Source organism: Rhodobacter viridis (assembly GCF_003217355.1).
Classification (GTDB): Bacteria; Pseudomonadota; Alphaproteobacteria; order Rhodobacterales; family Rhodobacteraceae; genus Rhodobacter; species Rhodobacter viridis.
Genome location: NZ_QJTK01000012.1, coordinates 59,708 through 82,356 on the forward strand (window position 1 = coordinate 59,708; position 22,649 = coordinate 82,356).

The following is a 22,649-nucleotide window of genomic DNA, read 5'->3' on the forward strand; positions in this document are numbered from 1 at the left end:
CCCTTACGCGTAAAGCGCCGGACGCGCCGGATAGGTGATGGCGACGGCCTCGCCCTCACACTCCTGCGCCTTGACGCAAGCGTCCGAGGTGACGGCGGCCATGTAGCCATCCCACGAGGTCGGACCCGAGGCCGTGCCCCGCGCGGCCGCTTGCAGGAAGTCTTGCAGTTCGACGTCATAGGCGCCGACGAAGCGGTCTTTCCAATCCACAAGGATCTCGTTTTGCAGCTTCGCGCCCAGACGCATCTGAATCGCCATCGGCTCGGGCAGTTTCGCGATGCCATCCTCGCCCACGACTTCGCATTGGATGTCGTAGCCGTAGTGGCAGTTCACGAAGATCTCGGTGTCGATGACGACGCCCTTGGCGGTTTTCAGCGTCACGATCTGCGGGTCGCGCAGCTTTTCGTGGCTGCGGGCACATTTGCGCGGAAAGGTCACGCGGGCCTCGGTGTAATCGTCATCGAGCAGCCAGCGGAACACGTCGATTTCGTGGATCAGCGTGTCATGGATCGCCATCGGCGTGACGTAGTTGTTGCCCACACGCGGGTTGCGGTGCGCGGCATGGACCATGATCGGCGCCCCGGTATGGCTCTCGACCGCCGATTTCAGCGCGACATAACCGGCGTCATAGCGGCGCATGAAGCCCACTTGCACCAGACGCTTGCCCGCCGCCACTTCGGCATCGACGATGCGTTTGGCGCCATCCGCCGTGGTGGCCAGCGGCTTTTCGCAGAAACACGGTTTGCCCGCGGCGATGGCGGCCAGCACATATTGCTCATGCGTCTGCCCCCAGGAGCAGACCAGAACCGCATCGACATTGGCCGAAGCGATCAGCTCCTCGCCGGTGGCGAAAATCTCGGCGTCGGGCGCGATCTCGGCCTTGACCGCCTCGGCCGAAGCCATGTTCACGTCCGAAAGCGCGGTGATCTTGCCGCCTGCCAGAACCTTCTCGATGCGGCGGGCATGGTCGCGGCCGATGGCGCCGGTGCCGATAACCCCGATTTTCACAGTCATTTCGTGGACCTCATTTCCAGAATTTGTCGATGTAGCGTTGCATCTCGGCGCGCATGAAGGTGGACGACGCGTCCGCCTTGTCTTCCCAGGCGAAGACGCAGGCGGTCATGATGCCGTCGAAGCCAATCTCGTGGAGCGTGCCGAAGAAGTCGTCCCAGGGCACTTCGCCCTGACCGATGTTCAGATGCTGGTGCACCCGGGCTTGGGTGCCCGGCGGGTTCAGGATGTAGCGCAGACCCGAGCTGGCCTTGTGGTTGAACGTGTCGCCGACATGGACATGGGCCAGCACATCGGCGGCTTCCCGGATCATCGCCTTTGTGTCGTCGCCGAAATAGAACGTATGCGGCGCGCAATAGAGGAACTTCACGCGCGGGCTGTTCACCGTGCGGATGATGTCGAGCGCCGGTTGCAGCGTCTCGCACCAATCCTCGGGGTGGGGCTCGATATGCAGGTTGACGCCTTCGCGCTCGAAGAGCGGCACCAACTCCTCCATCGAGCGCCACCAGGCATCCTCGCAAGTCTCGATCATGCTGCCCGTATGGCAGCAGTAGCACGAGCCCTTGTCCGGGTGCGGCCCCCGGCCGAATTCCGAATTCATCGTGTCGACGCCCATCTCGACACAGATTTCGAGCGCGCGTTTCCAGTGCTTGACGGCAGCCTGCCGTTCGCCCTCGTCATTGCTGGCCCAGCGATACATCGGCAGGATCGAGGCGATCTGCACATTGGCGTCGGAAAGCGCCTTTTTGAACGACTTCACCCGGTCGGGGAACACGCGAGGGGCCTTGAACCATTCCAGGAAATCGCCGCGGGGGCTGAGTTCGATCCAGTCGTAGCCAAGTTCGGCGACCTTCGAGGGCAGGGCCTCAAGGCTCAGATGGCGGTGCATGAAGGGGTCGAGGGCGATCCTCATATCTGACTCCTCAGGGTTTCACGGGACGGCCCTGCGAGGCCGCCATGGCATGGATGATTTTTTCGATGACGAGGCCCTGCACGAAATCCGGGCCGCAGGCCGGACCGCCCGCAATCGCCGACAGAAGATCGCGCGCCTCGATCACCTTCTGCTCGTTGAAGCCGAAGTTGTGCCCCGGCGCCGGGCAGAAGGCGGCGAAATCGGGTTGATCAGGGCCGGTGAGGTGACGGGTGAAGCCAGCCTCGCCTTTGCGGTGCAGCCAAAGCTCGTTCATGTTTTCCTGATCGAAGATCAGCGTGCCGTCGGTGCCGTGCACTTCCCATTGCAACCGGCATTTGCGCCCCCGCGCCACGCGCGAGGTGGCGAACGAGCCCTGCGCGCCGCTTTCGAACTTGATCAGGGCGAGCGCCGAATCCTCGTTCTCGACCGGCTTCGGGCCTTGCGGCGAGGGCCGCATCGGCACCGAAATATGGGTCAGCGCGGTGATCTCGGCCACCGGCCCCATCAGCGCCGTCATTTGTGAGACGAGGTGGCAGCCCAGATCGCCCAGGGCGCCCAGACCACCAGCCTCGCGCGTCATCCGCCAGGACCATGGGAGGGAGGGATCGGCGGAATAGTCTTCGTCATAAACACCGCGGAAGGCCATCGGTTGGCCGATCTCGCCCGCCTTGACGAATTGCACCGCCCGCTGAAACGCCGGGCTGCGCAGATAGTTGTAGCCAAGGATCGTCACCTGACCCGGGTGGGCGGCAGCCAGATCGGCCATCGCCTGCGCATCGGCCAGCGTCAGCGCCATCGGCTTTTCCAGCCAGACATGCTTGCCCGCCTTCAGCGCCGCCTCGGCCATCGGCCGGTGCAAACCGTTCGGCGCGGTGATCGACACCACATCGACGGCGGGATCGGTGCAGGCGGCCTGCCAGTCGGACGTGCCGCGGGCAAAGCCGAATTGCGCGGCAAAGGCTTGCGCCTTTTCTTCGGGCAGTTCGCAGAGCACCTCAAGCCGCGGATGGGCGCCCCCGAAGGTGGCCGCGACGGTCCGCCAGGCCATGGCATGGCATTTGCCCATGAAGCCGGTGCCGATCAGGGCAACGCCAAGGGATTTCTCAGGCATGGGACGGGTCATCGGGACATCCTTCGGGGGGAGGCGGGGGGAGAGAGGGAAACCCCGCCGATCAGGTTATTGATATTGCGACATGTTTTCTTTGGTGACGGGTTCGAACGGGATCCAGATGTTGCCATCCACCTTTTCGCCCTTCGTCATCGCCACGGCCGAGGACAGCGCGACCTCGCCCTGTTTCGTGGCGTTCTGGAACACCGTCACATCCAGATCGCCCGCCGCCATCGCGGCCAGACCATCGGGGGTGGCGTCGATGCCCGCGACGACGACCGAGCCCATGTCGACGCCCGCGCCTTTCAGCGCTTGAATGGCACCGATCGCCATCTCGTCATTGTTCGAGATGATCGCGTCGAAATGCATCCCCGTGGTCAGCCAGTTCGTCGTGATGTCCTGACCCTGAGTGCGGTTCCAGTTGCCGACCTGCTTGTCGAGGATCTTCATCCCCGAACAGTCGGGCGTGGCGATCACGTCCTCGATGTCCTTGGTGCGGACAAGCGAGGCTTCGTTTTCCAGCGGCCCCATCAGCACCAGCACGTCGCCCTTGCCGCCCAGCATTTCACAGACGGCTTTCGTCTCCATCGTGCCGCTGTCGACTTCATTCGAGCCGATGAAGCTGGTGCCCGCGGGCATCGCGGCATGTTCGGCGGGCGGGTGGTTGACGTAGACAAGCGGAATGCCCGCTTCCGTCGCCAGCGCCGTCATGGCGGGGGTCGAGGCGCCATCGACCGGGTTCACGATGATCGCATCGACGCCGTTCGCGACGAAATTCTGCACCTGATTGAGCTGCTTGGCGACGTCGAGCTGCGCGTCTTCCAGGCTGAGCGTCACGGTGCTGTCCTTGGCGGCCTCGGCCTTGATCCCATTCAGCAGGATCGTCAGGAACGGGTTGTCGAAGCTCGTCATGCTGACGCCGATCTTCGTCTCGGCCGCAGCGGGCAGGGCGCACAAAACAAGCGCAGTGGTCAGGAACATGCGTTTCATGGGATTTCCTCCGGGGTCATTCCCTGCCCGTCGGGCGGACAGGGGAAATCGGTATGTCAGGATTTCTTGGTGCGTTTTTTCTGCCGGTAGACGTCGGCGACGACAGCGGCGACGATGATCACGCCCTTGATCATTTCCTGGTAGTAAGCGTCGAGGCGCAGGAAGGTGAACCCGGAGATGATCACGCCGAAGATCACCATCCCGATCATCGTGCCGAGGATCGATCCGCGGCCCCCGGTCAGCGACACGCCGCCGATCACCGCCATGGCGATGGCGTCAAGCTCATAGGCGAGACCCATGCCTGCCTGCGCCGTCTGACCGCGGGCGGCAACGACCATCCCGGCCAAGGCGGCCAGCGTCGCGGCGACGACATAGACCTTGATCAGGTGATGCTCGACATTGATCCCCGAGACGCGGGCGGCCTGCTGGTTCGCGCCGATCGCATAGGTGAACTTGCCGTAGCGGGTGTATTTCATCGCCACATGGAAGATCGCGGCGACGGCAAGGAAGATCGCGACGGGCATCATCCCCTTGCCGATGAAGGCAAAATCATCGGTCGGGAATGAAATCGGCTGGCCCTTGGTGTACCATTTCGCAAAACCGCGTGCCGTCACCATCGTGCCGAGCGTCGCAATGAAGGGCGGGATTTTCGCATAGGCGATCAGCGCCCCGTTGATCAGCCCGACCAGCGCACCCGCCATCAGGCCAAGCGCGATCGGCACGATCGCCGGCAGGTCGGTCAGGTCCGGATAGACCGCGCGGGCATAGGTGGAAACCTGCGCGAAGCTCATCGCGAACATCGCCACGGCGCCGACGACGGACCCCGAGGACAGATCGATCCCCCCCGCGATGATCACCTGCGTCACGCCGACCGAGATGATCCCGATCACCGAGACCTGCAGAATCATGATCTTCAGCCGGTCGATCGACATCAGGAACGACTGCCCCTGAAAGATCCAGCCGAGGATTTCAAAGACGAGCGCGATGCCCACCAGAACGAACAGGATGTTGACCTCGGGCGGCAGACGCCGCGGTGCGGCCTTGATCTCGGCCCCGGTCGTGTATGTGTCTTGCATGGCCATCGGCTCCCCCTATTTCGCCGCCAGTTCCATCACGCGCACCTGGGTCGCCTCGGCGCGGTCAAGGAAACCGCTCACGCGCCCCTCGTGCATCACCATGATGCGGTCGGACATGCCCAGAACTTCGGGAAGTTCGGACGAGATCATCAGCACCGCCACGCCCTGCCCGGCGAGGGCGGTGATCAGGCGGTGAATTTCGGATTTGGCCCCCACGTCGATGCCCCGCGTCGGTTCATCGAGAATGAGGATGCGCGGGTTGGTCAAAAGCCAGCGCGCGATCAGCAATTTCTGCTGGTTGCCGCCCGAGAGGTTCTCGACCCGCTCGGCAAGGTTCGGCGTCTTCACCCGCAGCTTGGCAGAATACTCCTGCACCAGTCGCGTCACCTCGGCTTGCTGCACGAAACCGGCGCCATTCACCTTGTCGCGGGTAATGAGCGCCATCTGCATGTTCTCGAGGCAATCCAGCACCAGAAAACAGCCGGTTTCCTTGCGGTCCTCGGTCAGGAAAGCGAGCCCGTGATCCATCGCCACTTGCGGCGAGGTCATCACCACATGCTCGCCGTCGATCCAGATGTCGCCCGTTTCCGCCGGATGCACGCCGAAAAGCGCCTCGGCCACGTTCGACCGGCCCGAGCCGACAAGCCCGGCGACGCCCAGGATCTCGCCCTTGCGCAGCTTGAAGCTGATGTTGTCAAAGACCCCCGGCAGGCTCAGGTTCTGCACGTCCAAAATCACATCGCCGATCGGGCAATCGACCTTCGGGAACATCTCGGTGATTTCGCGCCCGACCATCATGCGGATGATGTCGTCGCGCGTCACCTCGGAGGCCGGGACGGTCGAGATGTATTTGCCGTCGCGGAAGACGGTCAATTCATCTGCGATTTCAAAGATTTCGTTCATCTTATGGGTGATGTAGACGATGCCCACGCCGCGCGCCCGCAAGTCGCGGATGATGGCGAAAAGATGCTCGACCTCGGTTTCGGTGATCGCCGAGGTGGGTTCGTCCATGATCAGCACATCGGAATTGTAGCTGACCGCCTTGGCGATCTCGATCATCTGCTTTTGCGCGACGGTCAGATCGCCGACGATCGCCAGCGGATCGAGATGGATGTTCAGGCTGGCAAAAAGCTCGGCCGTCATCGTCCCCATCCGGGCATGGTCGATCAGGCCGAAGGCCCCCTTCGGCTCGCGGCGGATCCAGACGTTTTCCGCCACCGTCATCGTGTTCATCAGGTTCAATTCCTGATGGATCATCGCGATGCCGCAGTTCAGCGCGTCGATCGGCGTGCGGATCACCAGCTTTTCCCCGGCAAAGCGCACTTCGCCCCGGTCGGGGTTGTAGACCCCGGCGATGATCTTCATCAGCGTCGACTTGCCCGCGCCATTCTCGCCCATCAGCGCATGGACCGAGCCCGGACGGATCTTCAATTGCACATTGTCGAGCGCCACGACGCCCGGGAATTCCTTGCGAACTCCATCCACCTCGAGGATGAACTCGCCGTCATAATGTCTGCGGCCTTGGGCCCCTGTCGTCGAAAGGGTCGCATCCAGCATGGTCGTCTCCTTGAACCGGCGCCGCTGTTGCGGTCCGGGCAAACCAGGGGCGTCGACCGCCCCCGGCAGCGCTCAAAGCGGGATCAGTTCTTCGCCTGGTAATTCGCGAGGGTCGCGGGGGTGACCAGTTCGAAGGGGATATAGACCTTGGTGTCGACCTTCTCGCCCTTGGCCAGGCTCAGCGCCGCATCCAGCGCGCCCTGACCTTGACCGGCGGCGTTCTGGAACACGGTCACGTCCAGATCCCCGGCCGCCATCGCGGCGAGCGCGTCCTGCGTCGCGTCAACGCCGCCGACGATCATCGTGCTCATGTCCTTGCCGGCGGCCTTCAGCGCCTGAATCGCGCCGATCGCCATTTCGTCATTGTTGGCCACGACCGCATCGAATTCGAGCCCGGCCGAGAGCCAGTTGGTGACAAGGTCGGCACCTTGCGTGCGCGACCAGTTCGCGGTCTGCTCTTCGACGATCTTGATGAAGCTGCACTCCGGCGTGGCGATCACGTCATGCACGTCCTGCGTGCGCATCCGCGCCGCCTGGTTCGACAGCTCGCCCATCATCACGACGATCTTCGCCTCGGTCTTGCCCTGCTCTTTCAAGAGACGGCAGACTTCCTGCATTTCCAGCGTGCCAGAGTCCTTTTCGTTCGAGGCGACGAAGGCCTGTTTTTCCGGCAGGGTATCGACGTTGACCGGCTCGCGGTTGACGTAAACCAGCGGAATGCCCGCGGCGGCGGCGGCTTCCGACATCGCCACGGTGGCGTCGGTATCCACCGGGTTCACGACGATCGCATCGACGCCCGAGGCGACGAAGTTCTGGATCTGGTTGAGCTGCTTGCCGACGTCGTTTTGCGCATCTTCGATCTGCAGGTTCACGCCGTCGAGCGTCTTGGCGTGATCTTGCATGCCGTTGCGCAGCACGGTCAGGAAGTTGTCATCAAAGAGCGCCATCGAGACCCCGACGTTCTGGGCCTGCGCCGCAGTCGCCATCAGCCCGACCAGAGCGGTCGAGATCAGAACCTTCTTCATTGTTTTCCTCCTCTGTGGTGCCCGGGGACGCACCGATTGAACCCGAGGCGGATCGTCGGCATGCAGACATCCTTCCCCGAAATCGGGGTCGGCAGGTTTGCCATGCGCTGATCGCAGGACGCCGCCTCCTCTTGCGACGTCGTGTCTCGGAGGATTCCCGAAAGCTGACCTCAGGTCAAAGAAAACGTGCCTAAGATTTCATCAGGGGTGATGGAATCTGTGTGCCTTGATGATGGAATTCCATCAATCACAGGCTTTCCGGCGTCAGGATGATGGAATTGTGGAAGCGCTGGCCCGGGGTTTCGGCCATGCCGTTGGTCGCGGTGGCGCACATCAGCGCGACCAGATCCTCGCACAGCGCCCGAAGCGGCGTCTGCATCACCACCGAGACGGTGCGATCGAGAAGCCCCTCGCGCGATTCTGGGGTGAGCTCGTTCACGATCAGCACCGGGCGACGCGGCCCCGGCAGTTCACGCACGGCGGCAATCGCGCCTTCCATGCCCCCGCCCGCGCAATAGACGCCCACCAGATCGGGATGCCGGGCGATCATCTCATGCGTCGCCTCATAGGTCAGCTGCCGGGTTTCAAGATTCGGCTGCGGGCTGAGCAATTCGAAATCGGGCGCATATTCGCGGAAAAAGCTGCGAAAGCCGGTCTCGCGCAGTTCGTGGCCGTGAAAGCGATGCCCGCCGATGAAGATCGCCACCTTGCCCGGCCGCCCGGCAATCTTCGAAATCAGCCAGCCCGCGGTGCGCCCGACCTTGAGATTGTTGGTGCCGAGATAGCTTTCGCGCACCCCTTGCGCGAAATCGGACAGCAACGAAAAGGTCGGAATGCCACGCGCGCGCAAGGCGGTCACGGCATCGGTGACAAGGTGATGATCGAGCCCCGAAGCCGCCACGGCATCGACCTTGCCGACCATCGCGCGCAGCATTTCGGCCAGTTCTTCGGGCAGGGTGGACTGGGTGAATTTCAGCGTCAGCCGCAGCCGATGGCTGGTCTGGGCGGCGCAGCGCTCTTCGATTTCGCGGGCGAAGTTCTGGTAAAAGCTGTGCCGCTCCTTTTGCAAGATCACCCCGAAATGCAATTCGGGCAGGTCGGCAAAGACCCGCTGCCGGATCGCATTCGCGCCGTGATAGCCGATCTTCTGCGCTGCCTCGTGCACCTTGCGCGCGGTTTCCTCGCGCACCTTCACCCGGCCGTTCAGCACGCGATCGACGGTCGCGACGCCGACACCCGCCGCTTGCGCCAGATCGGCAATCGTCGGTCGCTTCATCTTAACCTCTTGCGTGATGTAAAAACATCATTTCCATCATGGGGCTATCACGTCAAGCCCGATCGGCGCGCAGCGGCCCGCAAGCTGTCACATGGGTGATGCAAAACGGGTTCAAGGACGGGGCCGACGCAACCCGACCCAGGAGACCACGATGACCCTGCGCAGCCAGCTTCTTGCCGCCAGCGCCCTGATTGCCGCGCCGATCTTCGCACATGCCGGTGATCTCGTCTTTGCCCCGGTGCCCTTCGCCGCCGACGATGCCGCCAAGCGCGCGGTGCTTGCCTCCGACAAGGTGACGATCGACGGCAAGGATTACGCCATCGGCTACACCACGCTTGCCCGCTCGGGCGACAAGATCGGCGCGGGGGTCTTTGCCGCGCTGACCGACCGCAAGGGGCAGGTGGTGAAATCCGAGGACGGCTCGGAACATATCTCGGTCGATGCCGATTTCACCTCGCTGCTGCATGTCGGTGGCAAGATCTTCTCGGTGACGCATTTCGAGTCGCGCCCGGGGGCGATGTATGTGAGCGAGCTGACGCAGGCTGCCGAGGGCAAGCTGACGCCGATCTCGACCAAACCCGTTGATTTCTCGGCCTTTGGCGGGCTCTGGGTGCCCTGCGCGGGCTCGGTGACGCCCTGGGAGACGCATCTGGGCTCCGAGGAATATCCGGCCGATGCGCGCGAGATCGAAGCGGCGACGGCGCTCGATCAGATCGACGATTACGATTTCCCGATGGCGCGCTACGAGGGCGTCGATCCGGCGAAGATGACGCTCGACGCATTCCGCGCCGCCTTCAAACCCTATCGCTACGGCTTTCCGACCGAGGTCACCGTGACCGAAGACGGCACCGCCAAGGCGCAAAAGCACTTCGCGATGGGCCGCGTCGCGGTCGAGCTTGCGAAGGTGATGCCCGACAAGAAGACCGCCTATATCTCGGATGACGGCACCAACACGGGTCTGTTCCGCTTCGTCGCCGATGCCGAAGGCGATCTGTCGGCGGGCAAGCTTTATGCCGCGAAATGGGTGCAGACCTCGGATGCGGGCGCGGGGGCGGCGACGCTGGACTGGGTTGATCTGGGCCATGCCGACGATGCGACGATCCAGGCCGCGATCGAGAAGGGGGTGCAGTTCTCGGACCTCTTCGAAACCGCCGAGTTCGGCGCGGATGGCAGCTGCCCCGAAGGCTTCCTCGCCTCGAATGCCGAGGATCGCGCCGAATGCCTGAAGGTGAAACCGGGGATGGAGGCCGTGGCCTCGCGGCTGGAGACCCGTCGCTACGCCTCGATGCTCGGTGCCACGACCGAGTTTCGCAAGATGGAGGGCATCGCCTTCGACCCTGACCACATGAAAGTCTATGTGGCGATGTCGGAAGTGTCGAAAGCGATGGAAGGCGGTGCCAAGCAGGACAAGGGCGGGCGCGATGCGATCCGTCTCGAAAAGAACAGCTGCGGCGCGGTCTATCAGCTCGATCTGGATGCCAGCTACACCGCCACGGCGATGAGCGCGCTTGTCGCGGGCACGCCGATGAGCAAGGACCAGGAAGCGGCGGCGGCCGATCCGAACTGCGATCCGTCGCATAACATGTGCGGCGATGCGGCCAAGGTGAATACCTGTGATGTCAATGGCATCGCCAACCCCGACAACATCACCTACATCCCCGGCTACAACACGCTGATCATCGGCGAGGACACCGGCGAGGGCCATCAGAACGATGCGATCTGGGCGATGAACCTGGGGGACAAGTCGCTGACGCGGATCTTCTCGAGCCCCTATGGGTCCGAAACCACCTCGGCCTACTGGTATCCGAACCTCGGCGGGCATGGCTATCTGATGGCCGTGGTGCAGCACCCTTACGGCGAATCCGACGAGGACAAGCTGACCGATCCGGCCGATGCCCGCGCCTATGTGGGCTACATCGGCCCGTTCCCGGCGCTGGCGAAATAAGATCGGCGCGGGGCCTGCGGGCCCCGCCGCTTTTTCTGCGGCGAGATCCGGGCGGGGCTCAGCCTCCGGCGGCGATCCGCGCCACCGCGGCCTCGAACGCGGCGGCATCGCCCGCGCGGTGCTGCAGCCACGCCCGGATCAGCCGCTGGTCATCTTGCGGCAACCGCGTGCGCGGCCCCATCTGGCGGAAATAGTCCTGCCATTCCAGAAGGCTGTATTTCCCGGGCACGCGGCGCGGATGGCAGGCGGTGCAGCGGCTGCGGTAAAGCGTGAAGGCCTTCTGCCACATCGGGGCGGGGTCGGCGGTCAACGTGCTCGTCGCAATCCAGCCGCGCAGTTCGACCGGCCGCCAGCCGGGGGCCGTCGTTTCTCCGGGGCCGAGCGGGCGGGGCGACAGGCGCTCGGGCGTCACCCGGGCGAGTTCGACCGCGCGGGCGGGGGTGGCGTAAAGCCCGCGTCCCGCCGCATCGGTGAAGCCCGGCAGCGCGATCTGTGCAAACCCCGCCGCATCGTGCCCGATCGCCCGCACCGGGGTTGCGATCAGCGCCGCGCCCAGCTCTTGCCCCGCGGGGGCGTCCAGCACCGGGGCCGAGACCGTAAGCCAGCGCAGCCCGGTTTCCTCTGCCGAGGTCGGACGCGCCGAAAGCAGCAGCAAAACCCCGATCCCGATCGCGCGCATCATCCCCTCCATCGCTTGCGGCGATCGCTACGCCCGCTTCATGTCGGTCCGGTGACGAAAACGCCGTTTGCCCGCGTTCGGCCCGCTCCGTTTTGTCACATTGCTTCACGCTGAGTGAACCCTTGGGCAATAGGCTCTGGCGGTTCGGCATCATTCGGATATGCTGCGGCGCAGTCAGATGGAGGGTAAGATGGCCACGCGGATCGTCGTTCTGGGCGGGGGTTTCGGCGGTATGTATACGGCCCGCGCGCTCAAGCGCAGGCTGGGCCGCAAGGCAGAGATCGAGCTGATCAATGCCGAGAACTACTTCGTCTTTCAGCCGCTTCTGCCCGAGGTGGGCGCAGGCTCGATCATGCCCGCCCATGCCGTCTCGCCGCTGCGCTTCCTTCTGAAGGGCGTGCAGGTGCGCAAGGCCGTCGTCGACAACGTCGATTTCGAGCGCAAGGTGGTCACCGTCTTTCAGGGCATCATGCGCCGCCCGATCGAGGTGCCCTATGATCAGCTGGTCATCGCGCTGGGGCAGGGGACCGATTTCTCCCGCATGCCGGGGCTCGAGGAACATGCGCTGAAGATGAAGACGCTCGAAGATGCCCGCCGCCTGCGCGAGCATGTGATCGAGCAGCTCGAACATGCGCAGGTCACGGCGCTGCCCGATACGAAACGCGGCGCGCTGACCTTCACCGTCGTTGGCGGCGGGTTCTCGGGTGTCGAGACCGTGGGCGAGATGAAGGAATTGCTCGACCGCTCGCTGCCGTTCTATTCGAACATCGACCCTTCCGAGGTGCGGGTGCTGCTGGTCGAATTTGCGCCGCGCATCCTGAATGAAATGCCGAAGGAGCTGGCGGAATACGCGACCGCGCATCTGGAACGCCACGGGATCGAGATGAAACTGGGCACGGGCGTGCGCTCGGCCACGCATCGGCAGCTGGTGACGAGCGACGGCGAGGTGATCGATACCCGCACCATCGTCGCCACGATCGGCAATGCGCCCCTGCCAGTGATCCTGCGCATGGGGCTGCCGCTCGAAAAGGGCCGCGTCGCCGTCGATCGCAGCCTGCGCGTCAAGGGCATGTCCGATGTCTGGGCGCTGGGCGATTGCGCGCTGATCCCGCTCAAGGATTATGCCACCGACCGCAATGATTTCGCCCCGCCCACCGCGCAATTCGCCGTGCGCGAGGCCAAGCGCGTGGCGTCGAACATCACCGCCGTGCTGAAGGGCCGTCAGCCCGCGCCCTTTGCCTACAGCTCGCGCGGCGCGCTGGCCTCGCTTGGGGCGAAGCGGGGTGTGGCCGATATTTTCGGGCGCAACATCACCGGCTTCCCGGCCTGGTTCATCTGGCGGTCTTATTATCTCGCGCTCTTGCCCGGTATCGGCACCCGCATCCGGGTGATGATCAACTGGTCGCTGGATCTGGTGGGGGCGCGCAGCCTTGTGCAACTCCGTACCTTCCGGAAGCCGCCGATGCGCTACGTTTATTACCGGGCGGGCGACCGGATCTACAACGAGGGCGACCGCTCGGACGGGTTCTTCTCGGTCGTCTCGGGCGCGGTGCAGATGGTGCGCACCGATCCCGACACCGGCAAGCTGACGACGCGGGTGATCGGCCCCGGCGGCCATTTCGGCGAGCGGCTGATCCTTGGCGCGACGCGGCGCAAGACCTCGGTCCATGCGATCGAGGATACCAAGGTGCTGGTGATGAACCGCGAGGAATTCCTGATGCTGGCCGAAAGCTTCGAGGCCTTCCGCGATTATTTCCGCCCCTATATGGAAAAACACGGCGTCAGCCTGCCCAATGATCCGCGCAAACCCGAGGCCTGAGGCCGCAGGTTTCGCATTCCGGATGGTGCCGCGGCCCGTTCCGGTTAAGATTCAGTCCATCGGACAAGGACTTCGGGGGGCCGGTCGACAGATCGGGACCCCGGAGTCTGTCCGCCTGAATTTCTGTCGGCACCGCCGCCGAACCCTCATCGAGACCCGCGGACGGCTGTCCGCCTGACCTTGCAAGGAGCCGCCATGCCCCGTTCCAAGCTTCTCCCGTCGGTTGCTCTGGCGACCGCCCTTCTGGCTCCTCCGGCTGCCCTCGCGGAAGAGGGGCCTGCGATCCCGCTGCCCTCCGAAAGTCTGGTGCCGGGCATTCTGGTGTCGGGCAGTCTCGGCGGCGATGACACCGTGCGTTACAGCCTGTCGGGCGCGCAGGGGCAGGTGCTCTCGGTCGATCTGAACGGGCCGGGGATGCTGCCCGATTTCCTGATCCGCGAGGCGACCAAATCCGAGGTGCTGTTCCTGTCCTCGCAAGCCGCGGCGCCGGTGGCCGATCTCGCGCTGCCGCAACCGGGCGATTACGAGATCGAGGTCTTTCTCAACCGTGCCTTTGCCCGGCAGGGCAAGGCTTTCGACTACGATCTGGCGGTGGGGCTGAACCCGCCCGATTTCGCCGACGGTCTGGCCGGTGGGCCGGACTGGTGGCAGGTCAACGAGGGGCAGGTGCTGACGATGCGGGCGGGGCCGTCCGAGCGCTTCACCCCGGTGGGCGTGGCCGAAGGCGGTGCGGTCGGGCGCAACAAGGGCTGCCACATGAACATGGGCACGCGCTGGTGCGACCTGCGGCTGGTCGGATCGGGGCTGCGCGGCTGGTTGCCCGGCGCGGAACTGAGCGAGACCGCGGCCCCGATCGCGCCCGAGATGCCCGAGGGCGGTCCGAAGGGCAATGGCGAGTCCTTCGATGCGACGGGCACGTTCCCCTGTGCGACCGATCCCGCCGCGCCGACCCATGCCTGCCCCTTTGGCGTGATCCGCGCCGGTGCGGGCAATGCCGGGGTCTGGGTGGCGCTGGGCAATGGCGCCGAGCGCTATTTCCTGTTCGAGGGCGGCAAGCTTGTCGACAGCGATGCGGCCTCGAAGCCGGTGCTGAAGCAGATCGAAGATCTGATGAAGATCGAGGCGGGCCGCGAGCGCTTCGAGATGCCTGCCGCGGTGGTCACCGGCGGCTGAGCCGCTCCGAGGCGGGGGCGGTCTTCGGTTCGCCGCCCCGGCCGCCGCAAAAGCAAAGGCCGCGACGCGAGGTCACGGCCTTTGGGAATGATGGTGGGCGATAACGGATTTGAACCGCTGACATCTTCGATGTGAACGAAGCGCTCTACCGCTGAGCTAATCGCCCGGTAGCGGGGTGTTTAGCGTCACTCCTCGGCGACCGCAAGGGGGTCTTCTGCGGAATCTTCATCCTTTTTCGCATCCTCTGCCGTGCCCATCCGGCGCAGCTTGATATGAAGCATGTCGCCACCGGCCTTGCTGATGCTGCGCGTCACCGAAATCTTGCCAAGCGGCGGCAGAACCAGCGTCTCGCCCTTGGCCAGCGCTTCGCCCAGCGTTGCCAGAACCGCCTCGGTCAGATCGCGGGCGACCGGCTTCTTGGCGCCGCTGCGCAGCACCACGCGCTCGACGAAATCGCGCTTCTTGACCTGAACGCTGAGCGCGGCGCCGCCATCGCCCGCTTCGGCCGCGTCCGCGTCGGATGTCTTCGTGGATTTGCTCATGGCTGCCCCATTGGTTCTTGAAATGCCGTCAGGTTAGGTCGCAACGCCGCAACAATCCATCAGTTTGCGGAGCGCACGACCCTGAAAAAAAGACGCGCCCCGAAAGGGGCGCGTCTGTCGTTGCGTGTCGTTAGGATCAATGCGCGGTGGCACTGGCGGCTTCGGCCCGCGCCGCAGCGGCGGCCGCAGCGGCGGCTTCCTCGGCCGCTTCGTCCCATTCCACGGGCTCGGGCATCCGCACCAGCGCGCGGGCCAGAACCTCGCGCACATGGGTGACCGGAATGATCTCCATCCCTTCCTTCACGTTCGCCGGGATGTCGGCCAGATCCTTTTCGTTCTCTTCCGGGATCAGCACGGTCTTGATGCCGCCGCGCAGCGCCGCCAGAAGTTTTTCCTTCAGCCCGCCGATCGGCATCGCATTGCCGCGCAGCGACACTTCCCCGGTCATCGCGATATCCTTGCGCACCGGAATGCCGGTCAGCACCGAAACGATCGAGGTCACCATCGCCAGACCGGCCGAGGGGCCGTCCTTCGGCGTCGCGCCATCGGGCACGTGCACGTGAATGTCGAGGGTTTCGAACTTCGGCGGCTTCACCCCGATTTCCGGCGCGATCGAGCGGACATAGCTCGATGCCGCCTCGATCGATTCCTTCATCACGTCGCCCAGTTTCCCGGTCGTCTTCATCCGCCCCTTGCCGGGCAGCTTCAGCGCTTCGATGTGCAGCAGATCGCCGCCGACCGAGGTCCAGGCAAGCCCGGTGACCACGCCCACCTGATCCTCGGCCTCGGCCAGACCATAGCGGTGCCGCTTCACGCCGAGATAATCGCCGAGTTTCGCCTCGTCGACCGTGACCGATTTCACCGCGCCCTTGGCCTTGATGATCTCGGTCACCGCCTTGCGGGCGGTCTTGGCGATCTCGCGTTCCAGGTTCCGCACCCCGGCTTCGCGCGTGTAGTAACGCACGATGTCCGAAAGCGCCCCGTCTGTCAGGGTGAATTCGCCCTTCTTCAGCCCATGCGCCTTGACCTGTTTGGGGATCAGGTGCTGACGGGCGATCTCGGATTTTTCGTCCTCGGTGTAGCCCGCAAGGCTGATGATCTCCATCCGGTCCAGCAGGGGCCCGGGCATGTTGTAGCTGTTCGCCGTGGTCAGGAACATCACGTTCGAAAGGTCATATTCGACCTCCAGATAGTGATCGACGAAAGTCGAGTTCTGTTCCGGGTCCAGCACCTCGAGAAGCGCCGAGGCCGGATCGCCGCGGAAATCATGCCCCATCTTGTCGATTTCATCGAGCAGGATCAGCGGGTTGGTCGTCTTCGCCTTTTTCAGCGCCTGAATGATCTTGCCCGGCATCGAGCCGATATAGGTGCGCCGGTGGCCGCGGATCTCCGATTCATCGCGCACGCCGCCAAGGCTGATGCGGATGAACTCGCGCCCCGTGGCGCGGGCGACCGAACGGCCAAGCGAGGTCTTGCCGACGCCCGGAGGGCCGACAAGGCACAGGATCGGCCCCTTCAGCTTGTCCGAGCGCGCCTGCACGGCGAGATATTCGACGATGCGTTCCTTGACCTTCTCAAGCCCGTAGTGATCGGCATCGAGCACCTTTTCGGCGCCAAGCAGATCCTTCTTCACCCGGCTCTTCACGCCCCACGGCAGATTGAGCAGCCAGTCCAGATAGTTGCGCACAACCGTCGCTTCGGCCGACATCGGGCTCATCGAGCGCAGCTTCTTCAGCTCGCCCTCGGCCTTGTCCTTGGCTTCCTTCGACAGCTTGGTCTTGGCGATCTTTTCCTCAAGCTCGTTGAGCTCGTTCTGACCGTCCTCGCCATCGCCCAGCTCGCGCTGAATGGCCTTCATCTGTTCGTTCAGGTAATATTCGCGCTGCGTCTTCTCCATCTGGGATTTGACGCGCGACTTGATCTTCTTCTCGACCTGCAGGACCGAAACCTCGCCCTGCATCAGGCCATAGACCTTTTCGAGCCGCTCCGAGATGTCGAGCGTTTCGAGCAGTTCCTGCTTGAGCTTGACCTCGAGCCCCAGATGCCCCGAGACGAGATCGGCCAGCTTGTCGGCCTCACGCGTTTCGGCCACGGCCGCCATCGCCTCTTCGGGGATGTTCTTCTTGATCTTCGCGTAACGCTCGAATTCCTCGGCAACCGAACGGGACAGCGCCTTGATCGTGTCGAGGTCGCCCTCGACCTCGGTCAGGGTTTCCGACTGCGCTTCGAAGAAGCTGTCATTCGAGACGAATTCGGTGATCCGCACCCGCGTCTTGCCCTCGACCAGCACCTTGACGGTGCCATCGGGCAGTTTCAGCAGTTGCAGCACATTGGCCAGCACGCCGACGCGGAAGATGCCCTCGGCCGTGGGTTCGTCGATCGAAGGATCGATCTGGCTCGCCAGAAGGATCTGCCGGTCGTCAGCCATCACCTCTTCGAGGGCGCGCACGGATTTCTCGCGGCCGACGAAAAGCGGCACGATCATGTGGGGGAACACCACGATGTCGCGCAGCGGCAGGACCGGATGGGTGGAGGGGAGTGCGGTCATTCTCTGTCCTTGTTTGCGGCGAAAGGCACCGGTCCCGCGATTGGCAACCCGTCCCTTCCCATGCCCCATATCTAGGGGGGGGTGGGGCACAGTTCAACTGCGCCGGACCGACAGCCCGCCCCGCCGTCATCAAGCCTTCACACTGCGGCAGATCGCCCCGCGCTGCAAGTAAAGCTTGTTTCAATTGCACGACATCCTTTTGCCCGTGCCAACTGACCTTTCGTGCGCTGCGGATTTCCGGTGTTCCGGGTTAACCAATGAGTAGGAAAACCGCCCGCCGCCCGACAAACCCGGCTTCTGTGCAAGACTTCGTTAAGAATTCGAACCCTAGCTTTGCAGCGGGAAAGTGGGCTTAGGTGTGAAGGAGTGGGGTCGTGACAGCGACAACTGCGGATATGCGTATTGAGGCGCCGATTTCGGCGTCTCGCACAGGGGTAGACTGCGCCGTACCGGGGGGCTGGTGGCTCATCCCGGCCTGTTTGACCGGCGCGGGAATGTGGGTCGGCTTGTTCATCCTGATCCTGTAAGATCGAATTCGTCTTTGCGGCGGGATGTTGCGCCTTACAAGGGCAGGTGCAACTCCGCCGCAAGACCGCGCAGCCGTGCGCTTTCGAGCAATTTCAGACTGCCGCCATGACCGCGCGCAATATCGGCGGCGATGGCCAGACCAAGGCCGACGCCCTGACCTCTGTCCTGATTGCGCGCGGGATCCAGCCGGGTGAAGGGGCGCATCGCCTCTTCGCGCCGATCCGCCGGGATGCCGGGGCCATCATCCTCGACGATGATGCGCAGGGTGCGCGCGCGCACGGCGACCGTGACCTCGGCATTCGTGCCGTAACGGACGGCATTGCCGATCAGATTTTCCAGCGCGCGCCGCAAGGCATCCGGGCGCACCACGGCGGTGACCGGGGTTTCGGGACAGGCCGCCAGCCGCACCGGCTGCCCGGCGCGGATCGCATCTTCGACCACCTGTGCCACGAAAGGACAGATGTCGACGCGCTCGGCCTCGCCCGCCACCGCCTCTTCGCGCGCGACATTCAGGAAAGCGTCGATCATCTTGCCCATCTCGGTCACGTCGCGCGCCATCGCCGCGATCTCGGCTTCGGTGTCGGGCTCTTCGGGCAGCATCGACAGCCCCAGCCGCAGCCGCGTCAGCGGCGTGCGCAGATCGTGGCTGATGCCCGACAGCATCAGGCGTCGGCTTTCGGTCTGCCGCTCGATCCGGTCGCGCATTTCAAGAAAGGCCTTGCCCGCCGCCCGCACCTCGACCGCGCCCGTCGGCCGATAGGCCACCACCTGACCCTTGCCGAAGGCCTCGGCCGCGCGGGCAAGGCGCTGGATCGGCCGCAGCTGATTGCGCAGGAAGAGATAGGCGATCAGCGTCATCAGCACCGACACGAAGACCATCAGCACCAGAAGCTGGTGCGGGTTCGACGCCGAGACCCAGCCGCGCGGAAAGGCGATGTAAAGCGGGCCGTAGCGGTTCTCGACCCAAAGCTGCACCCGGCCGCCATCGGTCAGATCAAGCGCGATCAGTCCGGCAAGCCCCGCATGCAGCGTCGATTGCACGGTGAGCCCGGTGAAATCGGTGATGTCGCGGGCGTCCCTGGCCGGGGCGGGGATCTGCGCGGGCAGTTCCAGCTCCAGATCCAGCGCCAGCGACAGGTCCGTCAGCTGCGCCTCGGCCTGGGCCAGTGTCGCCGCGCCGTCGGCGCGCTCGGTCACCAAGGCGATCTCGCGCAGCATCGAGGTCGTCATCTGCTCGGTGACGCGTTCGAAATGGCGCTGGATGAAGACCACCGAGACGACCAGCTGGATCGTGACGACCGGCAAAATCAGGATCAGCGCGGCCCGACCGTAAAGCCCGCGCGGCAGGAATTGTTTGAGCCAGCCGAAATCCATGCCACAACCTAGCGGCGGAAGCGGCAGAGGGGAAGAGCCATGGACATCCTGGAACCGGGCGTGCGGCGGCGGGTGGCGCCCAATTCCTCGGCGCTGACCCATCGGGGCACCTGCACCTATGTTCTGGGCACGGGCGAGGTGGCGGTGCTCGACCCCGGCCCGGCCGATCCCGGCCATCTGCGCGCGCTGCTCGACCATCTCGCGCCGGGCGAGCGGGTGGGGGCGATTCTGGTCAGCCACGCGCATCTCGACCATTCCGGGGGGGCGCGGGCCTTCGCCGATCTCACCGGAGCGCCGATCTTCGCCTTTGGCGGCCCCGAGGCGGGCCGCTCCGCGCGGATGCAGATGCTCGCGGCCGAGGGGCTCGCGGGCGGGGGCGAGGGGGTGGATGCCGGGTTCCGCCCGGATGTGGTTTTGCTCGACGGCGAGACCGTCGCGACGGGCGACTGGTCGGTGACGGCGCTGCACACGCCGGGGCATTTCTGCAATCACCTGAGTTTCGCGATGGGGGATCGGGTTTTTACGGGCGACGTGGTGATGGGCTGGTCGACGACGCTGATCTCGCCGCCCGATGGCGATCTGGACGCCTATTTCGCAACGCTCGACCGGCTGGCGGGGCAGGGGGCGCGGATCTTCTATCCCGGGCATGGCGATCCGGTTTCCGATCCCGCCGCACGATTGGCGGAACTCGCGGCGCATCGCGGCGCCCGGACCGAACAGATTCTCTCGGTTCTCGCCATCGGACCTGCGACATTGTCGGCGCTGACGGCACAAGTTTACGTCGAAACGCCTCCCGCCCTGCACCCTGCGGCGGCGCGAAATCTCTTTGCGCACCTTGTTTCGCTGGTGTTTCAGGGCCGGGTCGAGGCCCATCCGCAGCTTTCGACGACAGCGATTTTCGAGATTGCATGAGGTGCGAAAAAAACCGTTTGACCCTCTTGCGCCCCCCAGACACCGCCGCTATACACCCCCTCGTGTTCCGGCGTAGCTCAGCGGTAGAGCAGTTGACTGTTAATCAATTGGTCGTAGGTTCGATCCCTACCGCCGGAGCCAACATCCCCCGCAAGATGTTGAAATAAAAGAGAAACCATCCTCTCGACTCAGAGGCTGTATCACAGCACTGTAGCACATGAGGATGCGTCTCCGGCAGGTCGTCTCTGAATCGGAGACCGATCGATGTCGTCACAACGTCACCTTTTCCGTCGCGGGTCCGTTTGGACCTGGCGTCGAAGAATTTGGTGTGGCTTGCCGGGAAGCAGCCATACTCAAATATCACTTCGGACAACTTCGTTGGTCATTGCTCGCGTCGTGGCAAGCCGCCTGACATACGAGAGCGACCGAATGTATGACGCACTGGCAAGCGGGGATCTTTCTCCTGCGGACTGCAAATCATGGCTGGAATCGGTGGTCAGGGCCGAGCTTGCGGCGATCACGCAAACCCGCACGATTGCGCGTCTCGACCCCGCAGCCAGCGCCGAAACCGATCGCCACGCGGATTGGGCACAGGCTCAGGCCTGGCGGCTGATCGCCGAACGTGGGCTGGGGGCGTCCGTGGCACCCGCGGATGCCGAGACCCTGCGCGGCGCGGGCGCTTCCGCCGAGGCCATGGCCACCCTTGAAAGGTTGCACGCGCGCATCGTTTCCGAGATCCTCGCCCCCGCCGGGGTAGCAACGATGATTGCCGCAGCCCGCGCAGCCCTGGCGCCAACTCAACCCGACAAGGCGCCGCTCCTGGACGCGCCGTCCTACATGACCATCTTGCAATTGCGCAAATTCCTCATTGCCGGTCGCGCGGCCGCCTGGGATGCCGCCGATCAGATGACCGATCCGACACAGAATTGGGCAAATGACTTCGCCCGTTCGCTCGTTGCCAGCCAACAGCTGCCCGAATGCTTCGTGACGGCACGTGCAGAGGCAGCGGCTCACACATCTCCGCCCTCGTCCGAGGTCGTTTCGACCCCGGTTGCTTCCCCCGTCTTCCCGATCGCGGGGCCGCCCCCGGACAAGTTCACCTTTGATCCCGACCTCCTTGCGCTTGTGGGGCGGATCAATTCCGAACCCGACCGGGCCCATATCAAGGAAGATAGCCGCAAGCAGCTGATTGCCGGGGTCAAGCTGTTCATGCGGGCCACCGGCATCACCAGGATTACCGATGTCGAGCAACAGCATCTGAAATACTTCAAAGGCGTCCTGCAGCGCCTGCCGCGACATTACGGCAAGAGCCCCAAGGATGCCGCCCGGTCGATCGACGAGATCCTCGCCCGCGCGGACGATCTGCCGGAAGATGAGGTCGGTCTGGCTCCGCGCACGATCAACGGTCATCTGGATCGCTTCGACTTGCTGTTGCGCACGGCCAAAAGCGAAAACCTGAAGGTTTCAGACAGTATCGAGCTTGGATTGTTGCGCGTGCCCGAAACCAAACGCGACCGTGACAAACGCGAGCCCTTCACTGTCGACGACATCAGGAAGGTGTTCCGGCATACGGTCTGGACGGGATGTCATCGCGCAGACCGCCGCCACCTGCCGGGATCGCTTGTTCTGCAAGATGGCCTTTATTGGGGGCCGCTGATGGCCGCCTATGGCGGCGCCCGCCGCGAGGAGATTCTGGGTCTTGCCCCCGAGGATTTCTGCGAGATCGACGGCATCCCGTGCTATCACATCCGCGACAACGCGCATCGAACCGTAAAAACGCTTTCTTCGGAACGGCTTGTACCGATTCATCCGCATCTGATCGAACTGGGCCTGCTCGACCATGTCGCCGAGCGGCGCAAGGCGCGGGAGACGGCCATTTTCCCGGAACTGAAACCGACGAATGACACCGAAACCTTCGGCGACAAGATCTTCTACAATTGGGATCGCGCGCTGGATATTCAGCTCGACGGCAATCCCAAGGGCCTCTGCTTCCACAGCCTCCGACATTACGTGATCGGTTTTCTGAAGGGCGACAAGACCGTGTCAGAGAAAGAGCGCCGAGATCTTGTCGGGCACGTCGGTACGGATGCGCATGACGAAAACTACGATACTCCGACGCGGATGTGGGAGATGCTGCAAATCGTGATGCGGCTGCCGCGGGTATTCTGAAGGC

Annotated in this window: 17 protein-coding genes and 2 tRNA genes; 6 read left to right on the top strand and 13 right to left on the bottom strand. The window is 64.0% G+C overall.

Annotated features, from left to right (window positions below):
- Positions 1-3 precede the first annotated feature (3 nt).
- The 8 genes from C8J30_RS14080 to C8J30_RS14115 form a co-directional block, all read right to left on the bottom strand.
- On the bottom strand, positions 4-1,014 hold the full coding sequence (locus tag C8J30_RS14080) for a Gfo/Idh/MocA family protein (RefSeq protein WP_110806487.1): 1,011 nt from the start codon (positions 1,012-1,014) through the stop codon (positions 4-6).
- 10 nt (positions 1,015-1,024) lie between these two features.
- Entirely contained in the window at positions 1,025-1,924 is a 900-nt protein-coding gene (locus tag C8J30_RS14085) for a sugar phosphate isomerase/epimerase family protein (protein WP_110806488.1), read from the bottom strand.
- Between the two features lie 10 nt (positions 1,925-1,934).
- A complete protein-coding gene (locus C8J30_RS14090; protein ID WP_110806489.1) occupies positions 1,935-3,047 on the bottom strand; it encodes a Gfo/Idh/MocA family protein in 1,113 nt (370 codons plus the stop codon).
- Positions 3,048-3,101: 54 nt separating this feature from the next.
- Positions 3,102-4,022 (bottom strand): sugar ABC transporter substrate-binding protein, encoded by a 921-nt coding sequence (locus tag C8J30_RS14095; protein WP_110806490.1) that lies wholly within the window; start codon positions 4,020-4,022, stop codon positions 3,102-3,104.
- A 56-nt stretch (positions 4,023-4,078) separates the two neighbouring features.
- Entirely contained in the window at positions 4,079-5,104 is a 1,026-nt protein-coding gene (locus C8J30_RS14100; RefSeq protein WP_181420890.1) for an ABC transporter permease, read from the bottom strand.
- A 9-nt stretch (positions 5,105-5,113) separates the two neighbouring features.
- Positions 5,114-6,655, bottom strand: a complete 1,542-nt coding sequence (locus C8J30_RS14105) for a sugar ABC transporter ATP-binding protein (protein ID WP_110806491.1) — start codon at positions 6,653-6,655, stop codon at positions 5,114-5,116.
- A gap of 83 nt (positions 6,656-6,738) precedes the next feature.
- Positions 6,739-7,680: a sugar ABC transporter substrate-binding protein gene (locus C8J30_RS14110; RefSeq protein WP_110806492.1), complete on the bottom strand. Its 942-nt coding sequence runs from the start codon at positions 7,678-7,680 to the stop codon at positions 6,739-6,741.
- A gap of 247 nt (positions 7,681-7,927) precedes the next feature.
- Entirely contained in the window at positions 7,928-8,956 is a 1,029-nt protein-coding gene (locus tag C8J30_RS14115; RefSeq protein ID WP_110806493.1) for a LacI family DNA-binding transcriptional regulator, read from the bottom strand.
- Between the two features lie 151 nt (positions 8,957-9,107).
- Here C8J30_RS14115 and C8J30_RS14120 point away from each other — a divergent pair, with 151 nt between their 5' ends.
- Positions 9,108-10,901, top strand: a complete 1,794-nt coding sequence (locus C8J30_RS14120; RefSeq protein WP_110806515.1) for a PhoX family protein — start codon at positions 9,108-9,110, stop codon at positions 10,899-10,901.
- A gap of 58 nt (positions 10,902-10,959) precedes the next feature.
- On the opposite strand, the gene C8J30_RS14125 is transcribed toward C8J30_RS14120, so the two are convergent.
- Positions 10,960-11,580, bottom strand: a complete 621-nt coding sequence (locus C8J30_RS14125; protein ID WP_146227916.1) for a hypothetical protein — start codon at positions 11,578-11,580, stop codon at positions 10,960-10,962.
- Positions 11,581-11,770: 190 nt separating this feature from the next.
- On the opposite strand from C8J30_RS14125, the gene C8J30_RS14130 reads away from it, so the two are divergent.
- Together C8J30_RS14130 and C8J30_RS14135 are read left to right on the top strand one after the other, a co-directional pair.
- The gene (locus tag C8J30_RS14130; RefSeq protein WP_110806516.1) at positions 11,771-13,399 is read left to right on the top strand and encodes an FAD-dependent oxidoreductase; all 1,629 of its coding nucleotides are present in this window, start codon (positions 11,771-11,773) and stop codon (positions 13,397-13,399) included.
- Positions 13,400-13,594: 195 nt separating this feature from the next.
- Positions 13,595-14,572 carry an SH3 domain-containing protein gene (locus tag C8J30_RS14135; protein ID WP_110806495.1) on the top strand — a complete coding sequence of 326 codons (978 nt, stop codon included), beginning with the start codon at positions 13,595-13,597 and terminating at the stop codon, positions 14,570-14,572.
- Positions 14,573-14,663: 91 nt separating this feature from the next.
- On the opposite strand, the gene C8J30_RS14140 is transcribed toward C8J30_RS14135, so the two are convergent.
- From C8J30_RS14140 to C8J30_RS14155, 4 genes are all read right to left on the bottom strand, one after another.
- Positions 14,664-14,738: transfer RNA gene (locus C8J30_RS14140), tRNA-Val, on the bottom strand.
- A 19-nt stretch (positions 14,739-14,757) separates the two neighbouring features.
- Positions 14,758-15,114, bottom strand: coding sequence for an HU family DNA-binding protein (locus tag C8J30_RS14145; protein ID WP_110806496.1), 357 nt, complete (start codon positions 15,112-15,114; stop codon positions 14,758-14,760).
- Positions 15,115-15,250: 136 nt separating this feature from the next.
- Positions 15,251-17,662: an endopeptidase La gene (lon, locus tag C8J30_RS14150; protein ID WP_110806497.1), complete on the bottom strand. Its 2,412-nt coding sequence runs from the start codon at positions 17,660-17,662 to the stop codon at positions 15,251-15,253.
- Between the two features lie 561 nt (positions 17,663-18,223).
- On the bottom strand, positions 18,224-19,564 hold the full coding sequence (locus C8J30_RS14155; RefSeq protein ID WP_110806498.1) for an ATP-binding protein: 1,341 nt from the start codon (positions 19,562-19,564) through the stop codon (positions 18,224-18,226).
- 39 nt (positions 19,565-19,603) lie between these two features.
- Here C8J30_RS14155 and C8J30_RS14160 point away from each other — a divergent pair, with 39 nt between their 5' ends.
- From C8J30_RS14160 to C8J30_RS14170, 3 genes are all read left to right on the top strand, one after another.
- Positions 19,604-20,476, top strand: coding sequence for an MBL fold metallo-hydrolase (locus tag C8J30_RS14160; protein ID WP_110806499.1), 873 nt, complete (start codon positions 19,604-19,606; stop codon positions 20,474-20,476).
- A 66-nt stretch (positions 20,477-20,542) separates the two neighbouring features.
- Positions 20,543-20,617 (top strand) — tRNA-Asn (locus C8J30_RS14165).
- A 123-nt stretch (positions 20,618-20,740) separates the two neighbouring features.
- Complete coding sequence (locus tag C8J30_RS14170) at positions 20,741-22,645, top strand: site-specific integrase (RefSeq protein ID WP_146227917.1); 1,905 nt, start codon at positions 20,741-20,743, stop codon at positions 22,643-22,645.
- The last annotated feature ends 4 nt before the right edge of the window (positions 22,646-22,649 follow it).